The following is a 19,675-nucleotide window of genomic DNA, read 5'->3' as shown; positions in this document are numbered from 1 at the left end:
GCGAGGGGCCTTCCGCCCCTCGCGCTCCGCCGGTCTCAGTCGTCTTCGGTGGCGGTGACCATCACGCCGAGCGGCGCGAGGTAGCCGTTGGGGTCGATCGTCCAGTCGGCGGCCGCAGCCGCCTCGACGACCTCGGGGGCCCACTCGAGGTAGACGCGGTCGTCGCCGCCGTTGATCACGAGCACCGTGCCGGAACCGGTCTCGTCGCCCTCGACGCAGCGGTACTCGCGCCAGGCGCCCTCGGGGACCGAGAAGGTGTCGCCGGCGCCCAGGTTCACGGTCGTCGACGGGTCGCCGTTGAGGGTGACCTCCCACCGGCCGGTCTTGAACAGCAGGGCCTGCGTCTTGTCGTGACGGTGACGCAGCACGCCCTGACCGGGCTCGGCCTTCACCCATGCGAGGTTGAACGAGTGGGGCTCGTGCACGTTGGGCACCTGGCGGCGGTTCTCGCTCATGCCGTAGCCGATCACCGTGGCGAGCTCGACCCGACCGCCGTCGACGGCCGCGCACAGCAGCGCTGCCGACGAGTAGGTGCGGTCGCCCGGCTGGATGACGCGCGAGCGCATGTCCTCGACCGTGTACGTGGTGAGCTCGTCGATGTAGTGCTGCTTCATCGGCTTGATGAGCGGCACGTCGTCGGGCAGCACGTCGCCGGCGACGGTGTCGATGAGCTTGTTGTCGGCGGTGAGGTGCAGCCCGTACGACTCCGCCTCACGGAGGACCGACGGCCCCCAGATGATGCCGCCGTTGTCGTCGCGCCCGAGAACGGTGTAGAGGATGCCGTCGTCCGGACCCTCGTTCGTGAAGCCGCGGAAGATCCAGGTGGGGATCGTGACGATGTCGCCGTCGTGGCTGATGTACTCGCCCTGCTTGCCGTCGACGCCCCAGCGGAGGCGGAACTCGCCACCGAGGTTGATGAACACCTCGGCCGTGAAGTGCAGGTGCAGGTTGTTCGAGATGCCCTTCGGCATGCCCGCGGCACCGGTGTTGAACCCGTGGTTCTCCTCGAGGTTCACGTACTGGTTCGCGTTCTGCGAGACACCGGCGCCGATGAAGGAGTAGTTCTCCTTCTGATCGGACCCCGGCGTGCGGCAGTCGATGAATGCCGAGTTGCAGGGCACCCAGTCGGAGCGACGGATGGTCCGGCGCTCGATCTCGTTCGCGTCGACGATGACGTCGGTCCTGTCGACGATGGCGTTGCTCATTTCTTCTTCTCCTTGGTGATCGGGGGATCGATCAGTAGATGTTGCTGGGGCCGACCGGCTCGTCGCCGCGCATGCCGGCGATCTGGGCCCGCAGGGCGATGTCGTCCCACAGACGGACCTCCTTGACGAGGGCGCCGTTGTGGAAGGTGAACTGCGAGATGCCGAGCACGTCGACGGGCTTGCCGGTGAGCGGGCCGTAGTTCGGCTTGCCGTTGTAGAGGCCGGTGAACTTCCACGTCACGGCGACGCGGAGACCCGCGTAGCGCACGTCGTAGTTGGTCTGGATGTCGCGGATCTCGAACTGCCCGCCCGGGAACGCCTCCAGGAAGTGCAGCAGTGCGCGGCGGTAGCCCTCGGGGCGGATGACGACCTTGTTGCCCACCGTCTGGAGCACCAGATCGCGGTGGAAGTACTTCTCGACCTTCTGCAGGTCGCGCTCGTTCCAGACCGTCTGGATCATGTCGATGACGGTCTCGACCTCGGAGCGGTAGTCGTCGGGCCGCTCGCCCGAGTCGCCCTTCGCGATGACGTCGGGCTGCGCCGGCTCGGTCCACGACCCGGTGTAGCCGCGGAAGGCCTGTGCACGGGCGAGCTCGTCGAGGTCGGCACCGGTCTCGAGGGCGCCGGCGAGGGAGTCGCGGACGACCCACTCCTCGACCATGCGGCCCCGGCGGTAGAGGCAGTTCGCGATGGTGTAGCTGTGCGCCGACGACTGCAGGTGGCCCGAGAGCACGAGGTGCGAGCTGAGGAAGGCGTCGTCGCCGCGCGCCTCCCAGATCACGTCGGCGGCCTGACCGGTGCGGTCAGGGGTCGACGAGATGCGCATGAGCGTTCCCTCGATGACCTCGTCGCGCGTCGTGGAGGTGCCGTACGCGCCGTGGACGATGGAGTCCGGCTCGTAGTTCTCGCGGATGTAGTGGATCGAGCGATCCACCCAGATGAGGTCGGTGACTTCACGGATGAAGTCGTCGGGGTCCTTGTACGGCAGGTAGGCCACCGGGTCGAGAGACACGCGTTTCACTCCTTAGACAGACGAGTCCGCGGTTCATCGATGATCGCGGGCTTCCTTCGTCAGTGTATGCGTATGCACAGATGAGTGCAAGGCGCACTTCGACGACACACGGGTGTCGGGACGGATGCCGCGTCAGCGCGCCGGCGCGTCGGCCAGGGTGCGGCGCGGGACGAACACCGAGGCGAAGCGGGTGTTCTCGATCGGGGCCGACCGGTCCTCGATGCGCCGCACCACGAGATCGGCGGCGGCCTCGGCCATGCCGGTGATGTCGTAGCCGACCGTGGCGAGATCGATGATGGGCCACGACGCCTCGGGGAGGTCGTCGAAGCCCACGACCGAAAGATCGTCGGGAACGCGGAGACCGGCTCGGTGCGCGGCGTTGAGCACGCCGTACGCGACGACGTCGTTGCCGCAGAACAGCAGGGTCGGGCGGTCGTCTCCGGCGAGGAGCGACGCGGCGGCCGCCTCACCCTCGTCGGCGCTGTAGGGCACCCGCCGGGTGTCGTCTTCGGCGAGGGCGATGCCGTGCGCGAGCAGGGCCGCGCGCAGCGCCGACTCCCGCGCCTGCGCGGTGCTGGTGTTGCTCGGGCCCAGCACGGCGCCGAACCGGCGGTGCCCGAGCGCGACGGCGGCGTCGACCGCTTCGCGGTACCCGGGGACGGGATCCACCACCGTGGCATCCGCCTCGATCAGCGCCCCCGTGCGGTTGAAGTACACGAACGGGAGCCCGCGATCGCGCAGGCGCAGCGGGGCCGCCGACTCGACCGTCGTGGTCGCGAGGATCAGGCCGTCGAGGCCGTTGGCGAGCAGGCGCTCGACGATCGTGTCGTTGTCGGCGGTCTCGGTGTGCAGCATGAGCTGATAGCCGAGCCGTTCGAGCTCGCGGTGCACCGGCGCGATGATGTGCGAGTAGAACTGGTTGTCGAGGTCGGTCAGCAGCAGTCCGATGCGGCGCGTGCGGCCCGACGACAGGGCCCGACCGGCCTCGCTGGGCACGTAGCCGAGCAGCTGGGCCGCTTCGCGGACCCGCGTCTTCGTGGCATCCGACACCCGCGAATCGTCGCGCAGGGCCCGGGAGACGGTGGGCTGGGACACTCCCGCCAGTCGCGCGACGTCCCGACTCGTGACGACCATCGGCGGCCCTCCCCTCGACCGGACGATCCTAGCGCCCTTGACGCCTCCGTGCATACGCGGTCATAATCGGAGCATACGTATGCAACGAAAGGATGGGCCATGCCCCTGCATCTGAAGTCCGCGCCGACGAAGACGTTCGCGGACACCGCGCAGCAGGACGTCGCCGAACGGGTCCGGGGGATCATCGGCGACATCCGCGAGAACGGCGACGCGGCCGTGCGGCGCTACGCCGAGCAGTTCGACAACTGGAGCCCCGAGTCGTACCGCCTCTCCGACGCCGAGATCGACGAGATCATCGGCACGCTCCCCGCCCAGGTCATCGAGGACATCGAGTTCGTGCAGTCGCAGGTGCGCCGGTTCGCCCAGGCGCAGCGCGACTCGCTCGTCGACATCGAGGTCGAGACGCTCCCCGGCGTCTTCCTCGGACAGAAGCACGTTCCGGTGCAGGCCGCCGGCGCCTACATCCCGGGCGGCAAGTACCCGCTGACGGCATCCGCCCACATGACCATCATCACGGCGAAGGTCGCCGGCGTCCCGCGCGTCGTCGCCTGCACCCCGCCGATCCGCGGCGAGATCCCCGCCGCCACGGTCGCCGCCATGAAGATGGCCGGCGCCGACGAGATCTACATCCTCGGCGGTGTGCAGGCCGTGGCCGCCATGGCCGTCGGCACCGACACGATCGCCCCCGTCAACATGATCGCCGGCCCGGGCAACGCCTACGTCGCCGAGGCCAAGCGCCAGCTGTTCGGCGAGGTCGGCATCGACCTGTTCGCCGGGCCCACCGAGATCCTCATCGTCGCCGACGAGCACGCCGACCCGTTCTTCACCGCCGTCGACCTGCTCTCCCAGGCCGAGCACGGCCCCGACTCCCCCGCCGTCCTCGTGACGACCTCGCAGAAGCTCGGCGAGGAGGTCATCGACTGGATCGAGAAGATCCTCCCCGGCATGTCGACGCGCGACTACGCCGGCCCCGCCTGGCGCGACTGGGGTCAGGTCATCGTGGCCGACGACCTCGACGAGGCCTACCGCATCGCCGACGACTTCGCGTTCGAGCACGTGCAGATCTTCACGCAGAACCCGCGTGAGGCGCTCACGAAGATGCACGACTACGGCGCGCTGTTCCTCGGCGAGAACACCTGCGTGTCGTACGGCGACAAGGTCATCGGCACCAACCACGTCCTTCCGACCCTCGGTGCGGCCCGCTACACCGGCGGCCTCTGGGTGGGCAAGTACCTGCGCACCGTCACCTACCAGGAGATCCAGAACGCCGACTCCTCGGCCGAGCTGGGAGCGGTGTGCGGCCGCGCCGCCCGCGTCGAGCTGTTCGAAGGCCACGCGCGCTCGGGCGACGCCCGCGCCTGGCGTCACGCCGGCACCGGGTTCGCCTGGATCGACGAGAGCCACGCGGCGGTCGGCGCAGACGCGCGATGACCGACCTCACGGGCCGGGTGGCCGTGGTCACCGGCGGCGGCAGCGGACTCGGGGCGGCCATCGCCCGCGCGCTGCACGCCGCCGGCGCCGAGGTCGTCGTGGTCGGGCGCGACGAGCAGAAGCTCGCCGCCGTGGCATCCGGTCTCGGCGAACGCGCCCGCGGCATCGCGTGCGATGTGTCGGATGCCGCCTCCGTCGACGCCCTGCGCGATGCTCTGGCCGACACGGAGGTGTCGATCCTCGTCAACAACGCGGGCATCCCCGGACCGGTCGCCGCCCTCACCGACATCGACGTGGACGCCTGGGACGAGGTGTTCGACGTGAACGTGCGCGGCACCTTCCTGCTCTGCAGGGCGCTGCTGCCGGGCATGATCGAGCGCGGCGACGGCGACGTCATCAACATCGCCTCGGTGTCGGGCAAGCGCCCGCTCGCCCATCGCACGCCGTACTGCGCCTCGAAGATGGCCGTCATCGGCCTCACGTCGACGCTGGCGTTCGAGGTCGGCCCCGCGGGTGTGCGCGTGAACTCGCTCTCGCCGGGCCCGGTGCAGGGTCCGCGCATGGAGCGGAACTTCCGGCTCGAGGCCGAGAGGTCGGGCACGTCGGTCGACGACGCCGAGCAGGTGTTCGTCTCGCGTGCGGCGCTCGGTCGGATGATCACCGAAGACGAGGTCGGCACCGCCGTCGTGGCGATGCTCGGGATGCCGGGCATGGTCGGCGCCGACGTCGATCTCTCCGCCGGTATGGTCGCCTGATGACGTCTCTGCGTGCGCGGGCGAACGCCGGCGAGAAGCTCATCGGCGCCCTGCTGCGGATGCCGTCCGAAGAGCTCGTCGAGATGCTCGCGGTGGCCGAGTTCGACTTCGTGCTCATCGACTGCGAGCACGGTCCCGCCGACATCGTGGCGCTGCGCAACCATATCGCCCTCGCGGCCGTGCACGACGTGCCGGCGATCGTGCGGGTGGGCGAGAACGACCGCGGACAGATCCTGCGCGTGCTCGACCAGGGCGCCGAGGGCATCCTCGCCCCCCACCTCGACACGGCGGCGGATGCCGCAGCGCTCGTCGACGCGTCGCTGTATCCGCCGGTCGGCAGTCGTGGGTTCGCGACCTACAGCCGGGCGGGGCGCTTCGGCGAGGTCGCCCCGGCGGATCACCTCGCCCGGTACCTCGAGAACACGCTCGTGCTCGGCATGATCGAGTCGCCGGGCGGGGTCGCCGCTGTCGACGAGATCGTGGCGACGCCCCGGCTCGACGGCATCCTGGTGGGTCCGGCGGATCTCGCCGCCAGCTCGGGCCCGGACGACATGCCCGTGCCCGACGCGATCGCCGCCGTGCACTCCGCCCTCGCTGCGTCAGGCTCGCTGCGGATGGACATCGTCGGCACGCGCGCCGCTGCCGAGGCATCCTTCGCCGCCGGTGCCGACCTCGTGGTCTACAACCTCGCCTCGTCGCTCATGCGGCACCTGCGCGACCTGGCCTCGCCCGAGCGCTGACCCGCGGCATCCGCGTACGGATCCGCAGCGTCCGCTCGCGCGGAATGGTCCGCTCGCGCGGAATGAAGGAGATCTCGCGGAATGAAGGGCGCTTTTCCGGCATCCGCCCTTCATTCTGGGAGATCTCCTGCAGAACGCGTGGCGTGACCCCTCAGCGCCGCGCGGCTCCGGCGGCGGCATCCGTGAGTTGACCCTGCCACGACCGCAGCAGCGAGGCGAACGCGCGCGGCCGCTGGAGCGGCAGCAGGTGCCCGGCGTCGAGTGTCACGAGCCGGGCGTCGCGCATCCGCGTGACGATCTCGGTGTGGAAGTGCGGCGGCGTGATCTCGTCGTCGAGCCCCGACACGACGAGCGTCGGCGTCGGCAGCTCGGGCAGGCGGGCGAGCAGGTCGGTGCGGGTCAGCTGCATCCGCAGCTGCGCGCGCAGCACCTCCGCACCGGTGTCGTCGCCCATGCGCAGCGTGCGCTCGGCCAGCGCGGGATGCTCACGGGCCACCGTGGCCCCGAGCAACGGATCGAGGATGCTGTTCTGCAGCGCGCGCGGCGACGTTCCGCGGTCGAGCTCGGCCAGCCACTCGCGCCAGCCCTCGCGCTGACTCTGCGTCGGCGCCTTGGCGTTGGTCGACACAAGGCACAGACCGGCGACCCGCTCGGGAGCGGTCAGCGCGAGCGACATCGCGACGATCGCGCCGAGCGAGTGTCCGACCAGGACGAAGCGCTCGGGCAGCGTCGCGAGCAGAGCGTCGACCTGGGCCGACATGGTGGGGCGATCCAGCACCGGCTGGATCGCCCCGGTCGGGCTCGCGCCGGTCCAGAGGTCCGCCGTGCAGTTCATGCCCGGCAGGAGGACCGACGGCGACATGTCAGCCCTTCACGGCGCCGTCGCTGAGGCCGGCGACGAGATACTTTTGGGCGATGAACGCGATCACGAACACCGGGATGGTGAGGAGCATCGACGCGGCACCCGCCTGCTGCAGCATGGGCAGCGTCTGCCCGAGCTGCGTGGCGATGAACACCGGAACCGTCTTCGACGACGTGTCGGTGAGCACCAGCGCGGTCAGGTACTCCTGGAACGCGAACAGGAACACGAAGATGCCGGCGGTGAGGATGCCGGGCCCCATCAGCGGGATCATGACGCGGCGCAGCATCCCGATCCTCGTGCAGCCGTCGATCATCGCCGCCTCGTCGAGTTCCCGCGGGATCTCGGCGAAGAAGTTGCGCAGCAGCCAGATCGTGAAGGGCTGGTTGATCGCGACCAGGGCGATGGCGAGGGCGAACGTCGTGTCGTAGATGCCCAGCGCCCGGCTGATGTCGTACATCGGGAGGACGACCGAGAAGCGGGGCAGTGCGCGGAAGATCAGCGCGAGCACCAGCAGGATCGCCGACACGTAGCTCGGGAAGCGCGACAGGGCATAGGCCGCCGGGATGCCGATGACCAGGGCGATGACGGTCGAGACCACGGCGACCACGAGCGTGTTGACCAGGTAGTCGGCGAAGTACGTCGTCTGCCACAGGTCGACGAAGGCCTGCAGTGTGGGCTGATAGTCCCACAGCACGGGCGGGTTGGAGAAGGCGACATCGGTCGGCTTGGTCACCGAGAGCGTCATCCAGATGAAGGGGCTCAGCATCACGATGCAGAGCAGGCCGAGCAGAAGGCCGGTGACGACGGGCGGACGGCCTGGGCCGCCGCGGCGGCGGCGCTTCGGTGCGTCGCCGGTGACGATGGCCCGTGTGGACAGTTCTGCGGAGGTGAGACTCATCGTTCGGCCTTCGCTTCCTTGAAGATGCCCCGGATGAACGGGATCAGCATGATGAGGATCAGGAGGATGGTCAGGACGTTGATGGCGCTGCCCAGGCCGAGGTTCTCGGCGCCGTCGGCGAACGCCACCGAGTAGACGTAGAGCATGATCGACTCGTTGCCGATGTTCTGGGCCTGCGGTGACAGCGGGATCAGGTTGTCGAACATGCGCAGGACGTCCATGATCGTGATCAGGGTGACGAACCCGAGCACGCCGCGGATCGTCGGGATGATCACGCTGATGTGCGTCTGGAACGCGTTGGCGCCGTCGATCTTGGCGGCTTCCTTCAGCTCGTTCGGCACACCCTGCAGGCCTGCGAGGATGATGAGCATCGCGAACGGCAGCATGTGCCAGACCGTGTTCGCGATCACGAGGATCGCGTTCGGGACCTGGTCGGTGAACCAGAGCACCTGCGTGCCCCCGAAGAAGGCGATCAGGCGGTTGACGACGCCGCCGAAGTTGTCGTCGAACAGCCACGAGAAGGCGACCGCGCCGACGAGGTTCGGCAGCACGTACGAGACGAGCATGATGCCGAGCACCAGCGGACGCGACGTGGTGATGCGGTTGATGCCGGTGGCGATGATGTAACCGAACACCAGCAGGATGACGGTGGTGACGACGGTGACGGTCACCGTGAAGAGCACCGCCTTGTGGAAGCGCGGATCGGTCAATGCGTCGGTGAAGTTCTCGAGCCCGACGAAGGTTCCGGGGCTGCCGTAGCGGACCTGCTCGAAGCCCCACTGCACCGTGCGCACCAGCGGGAGCACCAGCAGTGCGCCCATCACCAGCAGGCTCGGGAAGAAGAGCAGCCAGAATTCGCGTGCCTTCATTTGCGTCCTCCCTTGGACGGACTGTGGCCTGAACTCGCGCTCAGGCCACAGTCATGACGTCGGTCGGTGGTCAGCCGGCGATCTTCTCGCCCGCGGTCTGCATCTGCGCGAGTCCCTCGTCGACCGAGACCTGGCCGTTGAGGATCGAGACCAGGATCGGACGGATCTCGTTGGTGATGTCGGCGATGATCGGCGACACGATCGGCGGCATGGCGCTGGCGATCGAGTCGTTGGCGGCGGCACCGTACGGCGAGTTCTCCTCGGTGACCATGCCCTCGCGCGCGGGGTAGGCGGCGGGGACGGAGGCCTTCGAGGCGTCTTCGCTGACGGCGGAGGCCATCATCTGGAACAGCATGTCGTGGTCGAGCTTCGTGTTGAAGGGGATCGACCAGCCGTCGATGGAGAGACGGTTGTAGGAGTACTCCGCATCGGCGGTCACCTTCGGCGCACCCGCGAACCCGAACGAGTCGGACAGCTTGGAGTTCGCCGGCAGGGTCAGGTCGAACATGCGACCCGAGAACATGATCGACATGGCCGCGGTGCCGTTGAACATCTGCTGCTGCACCTTGGGCTGGTCGAAGGTGGTGACCTGCGGGTCCATGTAGGGCTTGAGCGCGAGCATCGCCTCGACGGCCTGCTTGGCCTCGGGGGTGTCGAGCGTGACCTCGCCGTCGGCGGTGACGAAGTCGGCGCCGAGGGAGTTCATCGCACCCTCGAATCCGGTCGTCACGTCGGCGGTGGCGAGCCACGGCAGCGCGATCGGGTACTCCATGAGGCCGGCGCCCTTGATCGCCTCGGCGGCGTCGATCATCTCGTCGAACGTGGTCGGGACCTCGAGGCCGAGGTCGTCGAAGATGTCGGTGCGGTAGGCCATGACGAACATCTGGGCCTGCATGGGGATGGCGTAGATCTCGCCGTCGTACGACATGCCCTCGACCATCGACTCGCTGATCTCGTCGAGACCGTAGTCGTCGGCGTACTTGTCCCAGAGGTCGTTGAGGGGGACGAGCTTCTCCTCCTCGCCGAAGCCGGGGATGACGAAGCCGTAGGTCTCGATGATGTCGTAGGTGCCGGTGTCGCCGGCGAGGGTGGCGGTCGTCTTGGTGACCTGTCCGCCGAAGTCGATCGGGTCGTGCTTCAGCGTGACGTCGTCGGTCGAGCAGCTCGACACCATCGTGTCGGTGAACGGGTCGATCGCCGAGGAGTTGTAGGCGAGGACGTTGACCGTCGTCTTGCCTTCGGGTGCTGTGTAGTCGCACGACACCGTCGTGGAGTTCTCATTGTCAGTGCGGGAGCCCGCGCCGCAGCTGGTGAGGGCGACGATGCCCACGGCTGCAAGGGCGAGTACCGGCAGTGCTCGATGCTGTGTGTGTCCCATACGGGTGATGGTATACGTATGCACCTTACTTAGGGAAGCCTATGTTCGCGGAATGTCTGCTCCGTGAATACGTATACGAATCATGCGCTCATCGCCTGCAGATGCTGACTACGCGGCAGCTTCGCGGTGATCCGGTGGTTGGTGAGGTCGAGACCGCCCGACGAGTTCGCCGCGGTCATCATCGCGGTGAGCAGCTCACGGTCCAGCGGCATGTCGTCGGCGACGTCGAAGCGCAGCGGGATCGACGCGTGCAGCCAGAGCGTCTCGCTCGCCTGGCTCGTCTTCGGCACGGTGAGCGCGAAGGACTCGCCCCGCCTCAGCTTGGTGACGGCCACCGTGCGCACATGGGCCAGCAGCCGGTCGTCCATCTCGATCGGCACCGCGGTGCTGGCGTAGTTCAGGCTTCCCATGACTTCCCCCTCACGAAGAATCGGACGAGGATTAGATTACTAGTCTAACTAGCTAAAAGCCAGTCGGGTGGTCAGGGAAGGTCGTCGATCTCCTCGACGAGGCGGTAGAGGAAGCGCGCGACGTGAGACGCCTGCTCGTCGGTGAACTCGGCGGCGAGCGCCTGGATCCGGTCGGAGAGCTCGTCGGACGGGGAGTGCAGGTCGCGCAGCGACGGGCGCAGCACCTTCGAGCGCGCATCGGCGGGATGCGTCGCGACGATGATCTGACCGCGCTCCTGCAGCCGCTTGATGAGCGTGGTGATGGCCGCTGTGCTCACGCCGAGGTGGGCGGCCAGACCGCCCGGTGTCACGGGCGCGTCGGCGGGTGCCTGGGCGATGAAGCGCATCGCGGCCCGGTCGGTGTCGTTCGGAGCACGCACGGCGAGGAGCCGACGCGTCAGCTGGGCCTCCGCCCGGCGGAGGTCTTCGACTCCGCGGACGAGGTCGGGGACGTCGGTGCGCGTGCGTGTGCTCATGGCGTTCCCCTCCCCTTCCATCCCTCCATGCTACTCGACGACCGTATTACGAGACAGGCGAGGAATCGACGGGATGCGCCTCCGCTCCCGCGGAATGCGATGATGGAGGGACGTCTGCCGTCGGGAAGGATGCCATGGCTGAAGCAGAGGCACTCGAGAATGCCGGATTCATCTCATATACCGGCATGCTCGATCGCTTGCAGCAGCGCTTCCCCGACATCCCCTCCTGGCGTATCGCCCAGGTGATCGCCGCCGAGAACGAGGCCGTCACCGGCGGCGCGCTGCAGATCGTCCCGATCGAGGTCGAAGCGGGCGCGAACGAGATGCTGGAGCGCGAGGTCGCCCGCTCGCAGGAGAGCGGCGAGGTGGCGTGATGGAGCGCAGGGAAGAGGAGTTCTCGCGCTCCGGCTACTGGTACCCCGAGGGGCAGAGCGTCAGCACGGTCGACGTGCTCAACATGCTGCGCCGCTACCGCGCGGCCGAGACCGCGATGCGGGCGCGCACCCGGGCATCCATGGGCATGAACGAGACCGACCTGATGGCGCTCCGCTTCCTGCTGCGCGAGCAGAAGGCCGGGCGCATCGTGCGACCGATCGACATCGCCCGCATGCTCGACATCTCCACGGCCTCGACGACGACGCTCATCGACCGCCTCGAGAAGGGCGGTCACGCCCGGCGCGAGCCGCATCCCACCGATCGGCGCGCGGGGGTCGTCGTCCCGACCGTGCACAGCGACGACGAGGTCAAGGCCACCCTCGGTGCGATGCACCGGCGGATGCTGGCGCTCGTCGACGAACTCACCGATCAGGAGCGGGCCGTGGTGACCCGCTTCCTCGCCGGGATGACGTCGGCCATCGAGGAGGCCTCCGATCTCGATCAGGAGCTCCGCGACGTCATCCGTTCGCACGAGGAGGACGCGGGCGGGGCCTGAACCTCTTCGGCCGGACGGGCGGCGATCGACAGCCCATCCTTCCACGCCGGCGACGACGTACCGGCGCGCGCGATCAGAGCCCTTCGGCGATCTCCTTGATCGCGGCGAGACGGCGATCCCACTCTCGGCCGATGGCGTCGAGCCGGGCGGCGGTCGCGGCGAGTTCGCTGCCGATCACGCGGAAGCGCACCTCGCGTCCGACCGGGACGGGCTCGACGAGCCCGACCTCCTGCAGCACGGAGAGGTGCTTCGCGATCGCCTGTCTGCTCACGGGCAGGCGCCCGGCGAGGGCCGAGGCCGACGCGTCGCCCTCACCGAGAGCGGTGAGGATGCTCCATCGCGTCTCGTCGGCGAGCGCGGCGAGCACGGGCACCAGCGTCGGGGCGGTCACGCGTCGCCTCCGACGGCCCTCTCGACGAAGGCGACGAGCTTGTCGAGCTCGGCGTCCCAGCCCGTGCGGTGGCTCTCGAGGTTCGCCAGCGGCGCCGAGGTGCGCTCGAATCCGGTCTCGACCACGGTCAGGAGGGTGCCGTCGTCGATCGGCTCGAGAGTGAAGGTGAAGACCGTCGAGGTCGCCACGTCGAGCACCGGCCGGCGAAAGCCCGCGGCGTCGTCGTTGCCCCAGCGAAAGGCGATCCGGTGCGGCTCGTCATGCTCCTCGACGCGCAGCGGGATGGCGTCGTCGTCCGGGAAGGTCATGCGCCCCGTGGCGCCGGCGCCGGTCCCGTCGAGCTCGGCCCGGCCGAACCAGCGCGAGATCTGCTCGGGTTCGCTGACGGCACGCCACACCTTCGCGACGGGCGCGGCGATGCGGATGCTGCGGCGCACCGAGAACGACTCCTCGTCGACGACGGAGCCGGGGTTCGCGGTCGTGTTCTCCATGGTGGTCCTCTCCGCGGGCGGTTCCGCTCGCTTCTGCAATTCAAGAGTTGCACACCGGTAGCCGGTACGCAACCCCCGAGTTGCACGCGCTACCCGGGTGTCGGCGGGGCGGCCTACGCTCGACCCATGACCGAGCTCACCCAGCCCACCGGCCGCGAAGAGGCCCTCCGGGCGGTCCCGCGCGCCGACGGCACCGCGCCGCGCGCGCTCGTGCTGGGGGCCACCGGTTACATCGGCGGACGCCTCGTGCCGCGCCTGCAGAACGCCGGGTACCGGGTGCGGGTGCTGGCGCGCGACGCCGCGCGCGCGGCATCCTTCCGGTGGGGATCCGACTGCGAGATCGTCGAGGGCGCGGCCGAGGAGGCCGACGCCGTCGCCGCAGCGGTCGACGACGTCGACGTCGTGTACTACCTGATCCACTCGATGACCGCCGGGAGGGGATTCGAAGAGAGCGATCGCCGCGCGGCGACGACCGTGGCCGATGCCGCGGCGCGCGCCGGCGTGCATCGCATCGTGTACCTGGGCGGGCTGCATCCCGACCACGTGCGCCTGTCGCCGCACTTGCGCTCGCGCGTCGAGGTGGGCGAGACGTTCCTGCACTCGGGCGTGCCGACGCTCGTGCTGCAGGCCGGCGTCGTGATCGGGTCGGGCTCGGCCTCGTTCGAGATGATCCGCCACCTGACCGACGTGCTGCCGTACATGCCGGCGCCGAAGTGGGTGCGCAACCGGATCCAGCCGATCGCCGTGCGCGACGTGCTGCACTATCTGCTGGGGGCGGCGCGGGTCGATGAGAGCGTGAACCGCGCCGTCGACATCGGCGGTCCCGACGTGCTGCGCTACGGCCAGATGATGAACGGCTACGCGGTCGAGGCCGGCCTTCCGCAGCGGGCGATCGCCGCTCTGCCGGTGCTCACCCCGGGGCTCGCCTCGCACTGGGTCAATCTCGTGACCCCGGTGCCGCGCGCGATCGCCCGGCCCCTCGTCGCGTCGCTGCAGAACGAGTGCGTCGTGAAGGACCACGCCGTCGACGAGCTGATCCCGCCGCCCGACGGCGGGCTGACCCCGTACCGCCGATCCGTGGCGCTCGCACTCGGACGCCTCGACGCCGACACCATCGAGACCAGCTGGCAGGACGCCGAGGTCTCGGGCGCGCCCAGCGACCCGCTGCCGAGCGACCCCGACTGGGCCGGGCGCACGGTGTTCACCGATGCACGCTCGCTCGAGACGACGGCATCCGTCGACGACCTGTGGCGGGTGATCATCGGCATCGGCGGCGAGAACGGCTGGTACTCGTCACCGTTCCTCTGGGCGGTGCGGGGCTGGATGGACCGACTGGTCGGCGGCGTGGGGCTCCGCCGCGGCCGACGCAGTCGCAGCGCGGCCCGGGTCGGCGATGCGATCGACTTCTGGCGCGTCGAGGCGGTCACCGAGCCGGGCGCCGACGGGTCGGGGCTGCTGCGCCTGCGTGCAGAGATGAAGGTGCCCGGCGCGGCGTGGCTCGAGCTGCGCGCGATCGCCGTCGATCAGGGCGCGCGCTACGAGCAGCGGGCGGTGTTCTTCCCGCGCGGGCTGAGCGGACGGCTCTACTGGCTGGCCGTGCTGCCCTTCCACGGGTTCATCTTCGCCGGCATGGCGGCGCGGATCACCTCCGCCGCCGAGGGCGACGTCCCGGCCTGACGAGGGTGCACGCGCGTCAGCGTCGGCTGACGCGCGCGAACAGCGAGTGCAGCAGCGGCAGGACCGAGACGCAGATCAGCGTGATGCCCAGCGGGGGCAGCGGGGCGACCAGCAGCGCCCCGCCGACCAGCATCGCGGCGAACAGCACGCCCGACGCGATGCGGCGAGCGATGCCTTCGAGGCGGTCGAGACGGCGCTCGAGGCGCGAGGTGTCGAACGAGACGGTGCCGTCGTCGATGCGCGTGATGATGTCGTCGATGCGGCGCGGCAGACGCATCGTCACCGCAGCCGTCGCCATCGCCTGCCGCGCCATGTCCTGCATCAGGGTGCCCGACTCGTCGCGCAGCAGCCGACCCGCGTAGGGCTCGGCGGCATCCCACACGTTGAACGCGGGGTCGAGACCGCTGCACATGCCCGAGGTCAGCGAGACCGCGCGGATCAGCAGCAGCATGTTCTCGGGCAGCTGGAGCGGCAGCGAGCGCACCATGTCGCCGAACTCGTCGGCGAAGTCGCGGAACTCACGGGGGTCGACCGTGCTGAGCTCGGCGAAGCCCATGCCGCCGAACCGGGCGAACAGGGCGGTCAGCGCGCGCTCGAGCTCGGCGGTGTCGGCCGAAGGGAGCAGAACGCCGATCTCCTGCGCGGCGGCGACGAGTCCGCGGCTGTCGCGGGCGGTCACGGCGATGAGCAGCATCCGAAGGCCGTCGCGGAGGCTGTCGGGAACGTCGGCCATCATGCCGAAGTCGATGAACGTCAGCCGGAAGCCCGGTTCCCGGGTCGAAGGGACGGGCGTCACGAAGATGTTCCCTGGATGCGGGTCGGCGTGCACGAAGCGGTGCGTGAACACCTGGTCGAACATGACCTCGGCGAAGACGTCGGCGACCCGCGACGGGTCGATGCCCGCGGCGCGCAGCGCGGCCGTGTCGTTGATCTTGATCGCGGTGACGTCCGACAGCGTCAGCACCTTGCGCGTCGACCGCTCCCACACGATCTCGGGCGCCCCGACGCGCGGATCTCCGGCGAAGTTCTCGCGGAAGCGCTCCGCGCTCGCGGCCTCGTGGAGGTAGTCGATCTCCTCGAGGCTGGTCTGCGCGAACTCCTCGACGAGCGCGGGCGCATCGACCCGGTCGGCCACCAGCCGCACCCGCATCGCCCACCGCGCGACCCGGCGGAGAGCGGCGAGGTCGACCGCGACGATCTGGTCGATGCCGGGCCGCTGCACCTTCACGACGACCTCGTCGAGCCCGGTGTCGGCGGCATCCGTCTCCGACAGCCGGGCGCGATGCGCCTGACCGAGGGATGCCGCGGCCACCGGATTCTCGTCGAACCAGGCGTAGGCGCGCGTGAGAGGCATGCCGAGCTCGGCCTCGGCGACGGCGCGGATGCCGGCGAAGGGGACGGCGGGCACCTCGTCCTGAAGCCCTTCGAGCTCGGCCGTGATCTCGGGCGGGAGCACGTCGAGACGCGACGACATGAACTGCCCGACCTTGATCATCAGCCCGCCGAGCTCCACGGCGAGGACGTGGAACCGGCGGGCGAACCTCTGCATGCGCGGCCCGCGGGTGCGCTCGGCGACCGACGACAGGCCGAACCGCGGCAGCACGAGCTCGTACCACCAGACGGCGGCGAACTCGCGAGCGGCGAAGTTGAGGATGCGACGGTACCGGGCGCGGTGCACGCCCTGCGCTGCGGCATCCGTCATGCGCCGTTCCCTTCGATCAGCACGGTCCCTCGATCAGCATGGGTGCCGGGCCGGCCGTCAGTCCTGGGCGAGGATCGTGTACAGCTTACGGCGGGCCTCGTCGAGCACCTCGATGGTCTGGCGCACCTGCTCGGGCGAGCCGCTGCGCCCGACCTGGGCGGCCGCGGCGGCGAGGTCGACGCCGGCCTTCGGCAGCGCGTGGAAGCGGGCGTTGTCGCGCGATCCCTCGTCGCCCTTCGACGACGAGACCCAGGGGGCCGGGGTCTCCGACGACTCGGCGGCGACCGCTCGTCCCGCCTCGGTGAGCGAGTAGGTCTTGCGGCCGTTCTGCTCGTCGGCGGTGAGGAGTCCCTCGTCGGCCAGCAGCTGCAGGGTCGGGTAGACCGAACCGGCGCTGGGCTTCCACGATCCGCCGCTGCGCTCGGCGATCTCGTTGATGATCTGGTAGCCGTGCATCGGCTGCTCGGCGAGCAGCGACAGCACCGCGGATCGGACGTCGCCGCGGGCCATGCGCGAACCGCCGCTCGGACGCTGCTCGAACGACTTGCGCAGCTGATCCATGGCCTCGAAGATCGCGCTGGCCGGGCCGTTTGCACCGCCGAAGAGACTGCCGAGGGTGGGGCCGCCGTCGCTGCCGGTTCCGCCGAAGGGGAATGCGTTGGTGTTCATGATGCCTCCTGGAATGGGATCGAACGATATCCAACGATATATCGTTCAGCCTGAGCGTGCGGTGCGAGTCTTGCCGGATCGAACGATAAACGATAGATTATCGTTGTTCTTCGATGAAGGAGTGGATGCATGAACAGAATGACGATCATCGTGCTGCGGGTCGTGATCGCGATCGCGCTGGTGGGGTCGGTGGGAGTGCAGGCGCTCATCGCCCCACTGCTGTGGCTCGACCTCGCGGCCGAGGAGCTGTGGGGGCGCATCTTCCTCGTCGGCGTCGTCGTGCTCGGCGTCGGAACCCTGCAGGTCTTCGGGGTCTGCGTGTGGATGCTGCTCACCAAGGTGCGCCGCGGGTCGATCTTCTCGGAGTCGTCGTTCCGGTACGTCGACGTGATCATCGGCGCGATCCTCTTCGCCGCCGTGCTGGCCCTGGCGCTGGCCATCGTGCTGGTACCCGGATCGACGGCGCCGGGCATCGTCGGACTCGTGTGCGGCGCGTCGCTGGTGCTCGGCGGGATGGCGCTGCTCGTGGTCGTGATGAAGGCGCTGCTGCGCCAGGCGATCGATCGCGACGCCGAGGCGAAGACGCTGCGCTCCGAACTCGACAACGAGGTGATCTGATGCCCGTGGTCGTCGACATCGACGTGATGATGGCCCGCCGCAAGATGAGCGTGGGCGAGCTCGCCGAGCGGATCGGGATCACGCCGACCAACCTCGCGGTGCTCAAGAACGGCCGGGCGAAGGCCGTGCGCTTCACCACTCTCGACGCGCTGTGCGAGGCGCTCGACTGCCAGCCCGGCGATCTGCTGCGGTGGGAGGCGGCGGGGCCGGCGGCCGGGATTGACGCCGGGACTGACGCCGGATGACACGACGAAGGCCGGCCGGGGAAACACCCCGACCGGCCCTCGCGCGGGTCAGCTTCCTGCTCGGAAGTCGATGGAGTCGATCACCGAGACGGTGTCGCTGCCGATGTTGCTCGACACGACCTGCACGGCGCGCACCTTGGCCTCCGGGTCGATCGCGTCCTTCGCGCCCTGGCCGAGGTACTTCTTGGCGTACTGCTTCACGAGAGCGGTCACGTCGATATTGATCGGCGTCGTGACGCCCTCCTCGATGTACTGCGGCGCGGCGATGGTGACGCGGCATCCGTCGGCGTAGGGAACCTGCTTCTCCTTCTTCTTGAAGCCGACCGTGATGGTCTCCATGCTCTCGCACTTGTTCCACCACAGCACGCCGTCCTTCGGCTTGGCGCCGGCGGTCGACCAGTCGTTCGGGTTGTAGTGCACGACCGAGATGAGGTGGGTGCGCTCCGACCAGCGGCCGACGAGCGAGTCGCCCGGCTTCCAGTTCGGGTCGTAGTCGGGGTTCGGTGCCACCCAGATGATGTCGGTGGTCAGGATCGAGCGCTGCTCGGTCGCGCAGCCGTAGTCCTCGGCGTCGCCGCCGCCGGTCACGTTGGCGTTGTAGGTGACGGTGAGGTTCTCGTCGAGGCCCGGCATCCGCTTGAGCGCGCTCGGCGGGTAGTCGTACGAGATGGTGTTCTCGCGCAGCAGGCAGACCTTGTCGGCCGGGAGATTGCGGGCGTTGTTGTGCAGCGCGATCTGCAGCGACTCACCGGGGGATCCGTCGGTGATGCCCACGTCGAAGCCCGGGTTCTTCTTCCACTCGGTGCGGTGGTCCCAGCCCCAGGTGTTGATGCGCCAGGCCGGGCACGTGGGGCCCCATGCGCCGACGTAGCCCATGTACTTCGGGAAGCCGTCGGCACCCACCTCGGTGGTCGGCCAGCAGTTCGGGTTCGGGTCCTGACGGCCCTGGGCGTCGATCTCGTCACAGCCCGACGTGTCGCGCCAGGTGAAGGAGGGGATGTCGTGGGGCTCGGTGATCACGCTGAAACAGCGCGACGTGGGGCCCGGGTCCCACAGCACCGACTCGCTGCCGTTCGTGGTGAGCACGGGTGCGTCGGCGGCATCCGGAGCATCGGTGGCGGGAGCATCGGGGGTTTCCGGAGCTGCGGTCTCGGGTGCGTCGGTGGTCGCGTCGTCGGGCGCATCCGTCTCGGGCGCGGCCGTCTCGGGTGCGGCGGTTTCGGGCGCAGCATCCGGAGCGTCGGACGGCTGAACGGATGCCGTCGGCTCGGGGATCGTCTGGGCGTTCGCCATGGAAAGGGGGGTGGCGAGCGCCCCGACGGCGAGGATCGCCGTCGCCAGTGCCAGCGCGTGCCGGCGTCGTCGGTGGGTCATGTCGTGCTCCTTCTTCTTCGAGGGGGCGAGAACCGCATCTCGACGACGCGAAATCTGTTCTCGGGGGTGACTTGATGTTATCGATGCCATATGGAGGAGGCAAGGGTTTGCTGCGAATTCGGCATCGCTGGTTCTTTGTCGTGGTTATCGATGCCAGTCTCACGGCGCCGGGCACCAGGCAAGGAGAAGTGCACCTGAGAAGGATGCTGCGCGCGAATCCGTCCTTCTCAAGCGCACATCTTCTTCCGAAGCGCACACCTCCTTCCGGAGCACACACCTGCCGCCGGGGGCCGGCGCACGCCGAGCACCAGGCACGGAGAAGTACGCCTGAGAAGGATGCTGCGCCTCAATCCGTCCTTCCGAAGCGC

Annotated in this window: 22 protein-coding genes; 8 read left to right on the top strand and 14 right to left on the bottom strand. The window is 69.1% G+C overall.

The annotated features are described in order from the left end of the window. Nucleotides 1–35 precede the first annotated feature (35 nt). The 3 genes from AB3M90_RS12490 to AB3M90_RS12480 form a co-directional block, all read right to left on the bottom strand. On the bottom strand, nucleotides 36–1,205 hold the full coding sequence (locus AB3M90_RS12490; protein ID WP_412952370.1) for a cupin domain-containing protein: 1,170 nt from the start codon (nucleotides 1,203–1,205) through the stop codon (nucleotides 36–38). 31 nt (nucleotides 1,206–1,236) lie between these two features. Then, entirely contained in the window at nucleotides 1,237–2,217 is a 981-nt protein-coding gene (locus tag AB3M90_RS12485) for a nuclear transport factor 2 family protein (RefSeq protein ID WP_412952369.1), read from the bottom strand. A gap of 132 nt (nucleotides 2,218–2,349) precedes the next feature. After that, entirely contained in the window at nucleotides 2,350–3,351 is a 1,002-nt protein-coding gene (locus AB3M90_RS12480) for a LacI family DNA-binding transcriptional regulator (protein WP_412952367.1), read from the bottom strand. Nucleotides 3,352–3,450: 99 nt separating this feature from the next. On the opposite strand from AB3M90_RS12480, the gene hisD reads away from it, so the two are divergent. From hisD to AB3M90_RS12465, 3 genes are read left to right on the top strand one after another with little or no spacing between them, the layout of a single operon-like run. Beyond that, entirely contained in the window at nucleotides 3,451–4,782 is a 1,332-nt protein-coding gene (gene hisD, locus AB3M90_RS12475) for a histidinol dehydrogenase (RefSeq protein ID WP_412952366.1), read from the top strand. Further along, on the top strand, nucleotides 4,779–5,537 hold the full coding sequence (locus AB3M90_RS12470; RefSeq protein WP_412952365.1) for an SDR family NAD(P)-dependent oxidoreductase: 759 nt from the start codon (nucleotides 4,779–4,781) through the stop codon (nucleotides 5,535–5,537). Before hisD ends, AB3M90_RS12470 begins: the two co-directional genes overlap by 4 nt. After that, nucleotides 5,537–6,277, top strand: coding sequence for an HpcH/HpaI aldolase family protein (locus AB3M90_RS12465; RefSeq protein ID WP_412952363.1), 741 nt, complete (start codon nucleotides 5,537–5,539; stop codon nucleotides 6,275–6,277). Before AB3M90_RS12470 ends, AB3M90_RS12465 begins: the two co-directional genes overlap by 1 nt. Nucleotides 6,278–6,428: 151 nt before the next feature. Here AB3M90_RS12465 and AB3M90_RS12460 read toward each other — a convergent pair whose 3' ends face one another. From AB3M90_RS12460 to AB3M90_RS12435, 6 genes are all read right to left on the bottom strand, one after another. After that, nucleotides 6,429–7,139: an alpha/beta fold hydrolase gene (locus tag AB3M90_RS12460; protein ID WP_412952361.1), complete on the bottom strand. Its 711-nt coding sequence runs from the start codon at nucleotides 7,137–7,139 to the stop codon at nucleotides 6,429–6,431. A 1-nt stretch (nucleotide 7,140) separates the two neighbouring features. Further along, nucleotides 7,141–8,037 (bottom strand): carbohydrate ABC transporter permease, encoded by an 897-nt coding sequence (locus AB3M90_RS12455; protein WP_412952359.1) that lies wholly within the window; start codon nucleotides 8,035–8,037, stop codon nucleotides 7,141–7,143. Then, nucleotides 8,034–8,906 (bottom strand): carbohydrate ABC transporter permease, encoded by an 873-nt coding sequence (locus tag AB3M90_RS12450; protein ID WP_412952357.1) that lies wholly within the window; start codon nucleotides 8,904–8,906, stop codon nucleotides 8,034–8,036. The genes AB3M90_RS12455 and AB3M90_RS12450 overlap by 4 nt, the downstream gene beginning before the upstream one ends. 70 nt (nucleotides 8,907–8,976) lie before the next feature. Next, on the bottom strand, nucleotides 8,977–10,284 hold the full coding sequence (locus tag AB3M90_RS12445; RefSeq protein WP_412952355.1) for an ABC transporter substrate-binding protein: 1,308 nt from the start codon (nucleotides 10,282–10,284) through the stop codon (nucleotides 8,977–8,979). 80 nt (nucleotides 10,285–10,364) lie between these two features. Then, nucleotides 10,365–10,694: a DUF7882 family protein gene (locus AB3M90_RS12440; RefSeq protein WP_412952354.1), complete on the bottom strand. Its 330-nt coding sequence runs from the start codon at nucleotides 10,692–10,694 to the stop codon at nucleotides 10,365–10,367. A gap of 71 nt (nucleotides 10,695–10,765) precedes the next feature. Beyond that, complete coding sequence (locus AB3M90_RS12435; RefSeq protein WP_412952352.1) at nucleotides 10,766–11,209, bottom strand: MarR family winged helix-turn-helix transcriptional regulator; 444 nt, start codon at nucleotides 11,207–11,209, stop codon at nucleotides 10,766–10,768. A gap of 134 nt (nucleotides 11,210–11,343) precedes the next feature. On the opposite strand from AB3M90_RS12435, the gene AB3M90_RS12430 reads away from it, so the two are divergent. Further along, on the top strand, nucleotides 11,344–11,583 hold the full coding sequence (locus tag AB3M90_RS12430) for a hypothetical protein (RefSeq protein WP_412952350.1): 240 nt from the start codon (nucleotides 11,344–11,346) through the stop codon (nucleotides 11,581–11,583). Continuing rightward, entirely contained in the window at nucleotides 11,583–12,140 is a 558-nt protein-coding gene (locus tag AB3M90_RS12425) for a MarR family winged helix-turn-helix transcriptional regulator (protein ID WP_412952349.1), read from the top strand. The genes AB3M90_RS12430 and AB3M90_RS12425 overlap by 1 nt, the downstream gene beginning before the upstream one ends. Before the next feature lie 73 nt (nucleotides 12,141–12,213). Here the strand turns inward: AB3M90_RS12425 and AB3M90_RS12420 are convergent, their stop codons facing one another. Together AB3M90_RS12420 and AB3M90_RS12415 are read right to left on the bottom strand one after the other, a co-directional pair. Beyond that, nucleotides 12,214–12,531 carry an ArsR/SmtB family transcription factor gene (locus AB3M90_RS12420; RefSeq protein WP_412952348.1) on the bottom strand — a complete coding sequence of 106 codons (318 nt, stop codon included), beginning with the start codon at nucleotides 12,529–12,531 and terminating at the stop codon, nucleotides 12,214–12,216. After that, complete coding sequence (locus tag AB3M90_RS12415) at nucleotides 12,528–13,022, bottom strand: SRPBCC domain-containing protein (RefSeq protein ID WP_412952347.1); 495 nt, start codon at nucleotides 13,020–13,022, stop codon at nucleotides 12,528–12,530. Before AB3M90_RS12415 ends, AB3M90_RS12420 begins: the two co-directional genes overlap by 4 nt. Before the next feature lie 126 nt (nucleotides 13,023–13,148). Here AB3M90_RS12415 and AB3M90_RS12410 point away from each other — a divergent pair, with 126 nt between their 5' ends. Further along, entirely contained in the window at nucleotides 13,149–14,699 is a 1,551-nt protein-coding gene (locus AB3M90_RS12410; protein ID WP_412952345.1) for an SDR family oxidoreductase, read from the top strand. A 16-nt stretch (nucleotides 14,700–14,715) separates the two neighbouring features. Here the strand turns inward: AB3M90_RS12410 and AB3M90_RS12405 are convergent, their stop codons facing one another. Then, nucleotides 14,716–16,401 carry an ABC1 kinase family protein gene (locus AB3M90_RS12405; RefSeq protein ID WP_412952344.1) on the bottom strand — a complete coding sequence of 562 codons (1,686 nt, stop codon included), beginning with the start codon at nucleotides 16,399–16,401 and terminating at the stop codon, nucleotides 14,716–14,718. 57 nt (nucleotides 16,402–16,458) lie between these two features. Further along, on the bottom strand, nucleotides 16,459–17,070 hold the full coding sequence (locus AB3M90_RS12400) for a PadR family transcriptional regulator (RefSeq protein WP_412952343.1): 612 nt from the start codon (nucleotides 17,068–17,070) through the stop codon (nucleotides 16,459–16,461). Nucleotides 17,071–17,199: 129 nt separating this feature from the next. Between AB3M90_RS12400 and AB3M90_RS12395 the strand changes: the two genes are divergently transcribed. Next, on the top strand, nucleotides 17,200–17,688 hold the full coding sequence (locus AB3M90_RS12395; RefSeq protein ID WP_412952341.1) for a DUF2975 domain-containing protein: 489 nt from the start codon (nucleotides 17,200–17,202) through the stop codon (nucleotides 17,686–17,688). After that, nucleotides 17,688–17,933, top strand: a complete 246-nt coding sequence (locus tag AB3M90_RS12390; protein ID WP_412952339.1) for a helix-turn-helix domain-containing protein — start codon at nucleotides 17,688–17,690, stop codon at nucleotides 17,931–17,933. The genes AB3M90_RS12395 and AB3M90_RS12390 overlap by 1 nt, the downstream gene beginning before the upstream one ends. A gap of 48 nt (nucleotides 17,934–17,981) precedes the next feature. Here AB3M90_RS12390 and AB3M90_RS12385 read toward each other — a convergent pair whose 3' ends face one another. After that, nucleotides 17,982–19,307, bottom strand: coding sequence for a hypothetical protein (locus AB3M90_RS12385; protein WP_412952338.1), 1,326 nt, complete (start codon nucleotides 19,305–19,307; stop codon nucleotides 17,982–17,984). Nucleotides 19,308–19,675: the final 368 nt, after the last annotated feature.

The sequence above is a fragment of the Microbacterium martis genome, assembly GCF_047246685.1.
Lineage (GTDB): Bacteria > Actinomycetota > Actinomycetes > Actinomycetales > Microbacteriaceae > Microbacterium.
Note: the sequence above shows the minus strand (reverse complement) of the source record. Positions and strands in the feature narration are given on the sequence as shown.

Coding starts and splice junctions, on each gene's coding strand:
- AB3M90_RS12410 (WP_412952345.1), top strand. CDS start 13,149: ATGACCGAGCTCACCCAGCCCACCGGCCGCGAAGAGGCCCTCCGGGCG.
- AB3M90_RS12440 (WP_412952354.1), bottom strand. CDS start 10,694: ATGGGAAGCCTGAACTACGCCAGCACCGCGGTGCCGATCGAGATGGAC.
- AB3M90_RS12470 (WP_412952365.1), top strand. CDS start 4,779: ATGACCGACCTCACGGGCCGGGTGGCCGTGGTCACCGGCGGCGGCAGC.
- AB3M90_RS12455 (WP_412952359.1), bottom strand. CDS start 8,037: ATGAGTCTCACCTCCGCAGAACTGTCCACACGGGCCATCGTCACCGGC.
- AB3M90_RS12465 (WP_412952363.1), top strand. CDS start 5,537: ATGACGTCTCTGCGTGCGCGGGCGAACGCCGGCGAGAAGCTCATCGGC.
- AB3M90_RS12445 (WP_412952355.1), bottom strand. CDS start 10,284: ATGGGACACACACAGCATCGAGCACTGCCGGTACTCGCCCTTGCAGCC.
- AB3M90_RS12435 (WP_412952352.1), bottom strand. CDS start 11,209: ATGAGCACACGCACGCGCACCGACGTCCCCGACCTCGTCCGCGGAGTC.
- AB3M90_RS12490 (WP_412952370.1), bottom strand. CDS start 1,205: ATGAGCAACGCCATCGTCGACAGGACCGACGTCATCGTCGACGCGAAC.
- AB3M90_RS12415 (WP_412952347.1), bottom strand. CDS start 13,022: ATGGAGAACACGACCGCGAACCCCGGCTCCGTCGTCGACGAGGAGTCG.
- AB3M90_RS12425 (WP_412952349.1), top strand. CDS start 11,583: ATGGAGCGCAGGGAAGAGGAGTTCTCGCGCTCCGGCTACTGGTACCCC.
- AB3M90_RS12405 (WP_412952344.1), bottom strand. CDS start 16,401: ATGACGGATGCCGCAGCGCAGGGCGTGCACCGCGCCCGGTACCGTCGC.
- hisD (WP_412952366.1), top strand. CDS start 3,451: ATGCCCCTGCATCTGAAGTCCGCGCCGACGAAGACGTTCGCGGACACC.
- AB3M90_RS12460 (WP_412952361.1), bottom strand. CDS start 7,139: ATGTCGCCGTCGGTCCTCCTGCCGGGCATGAACTGCACGGCGGACCTC.
- AB3M90_RS12395 (WP_412952341.1), top strand. CDS start 17,200: ATGAACAGAATGACGATCATCGTGCTGCGGGTCGTGATCGCGATCGCG.
- AB3M90_RS12385 (WP_412952338.1), bottom strand. CDS start 19,307: ATGACCCACCGACGACGCCGGCACGCGCTGGCACTGGCGACGGCGATC.
- AB3M90_RS12450 (WP_412952357.1), bottom strand. CDS start 8,906: ATGAAGGCACGCGAATTCTGGCTGCTCTTCTTCCCGAGCCTGCTGGTG.
- AB3M90_RS12480 (WP_412952367.1), bottom strand. CDS start 3,351: ATGGTCGTCACGAGTCGGGACGTCGCGCGACTGGCGGGAGTGTCCCAG.
- AB3M90_RS12430 (WP_412952350.1), top strand. CDS start 11,344: ATGGCTGAAGCAGAGGCACTCGAGAATGCCGGATTCATCTCATATACC.
- AB3M90_RS12390 (WP_412952339.1), top strand. CDS start 17,688: ATGCCCGTGGTCGTCGACATCGACGTGATGATGGCCCGCCGCAAGATG.
- AB3M90_RS12400 (WP_412952343.1), bottom strand. CDS start 17,070: ATGAACACCAACGCATTCCCCTTCGGCGGAACCGGCAGCGACGGCGGC.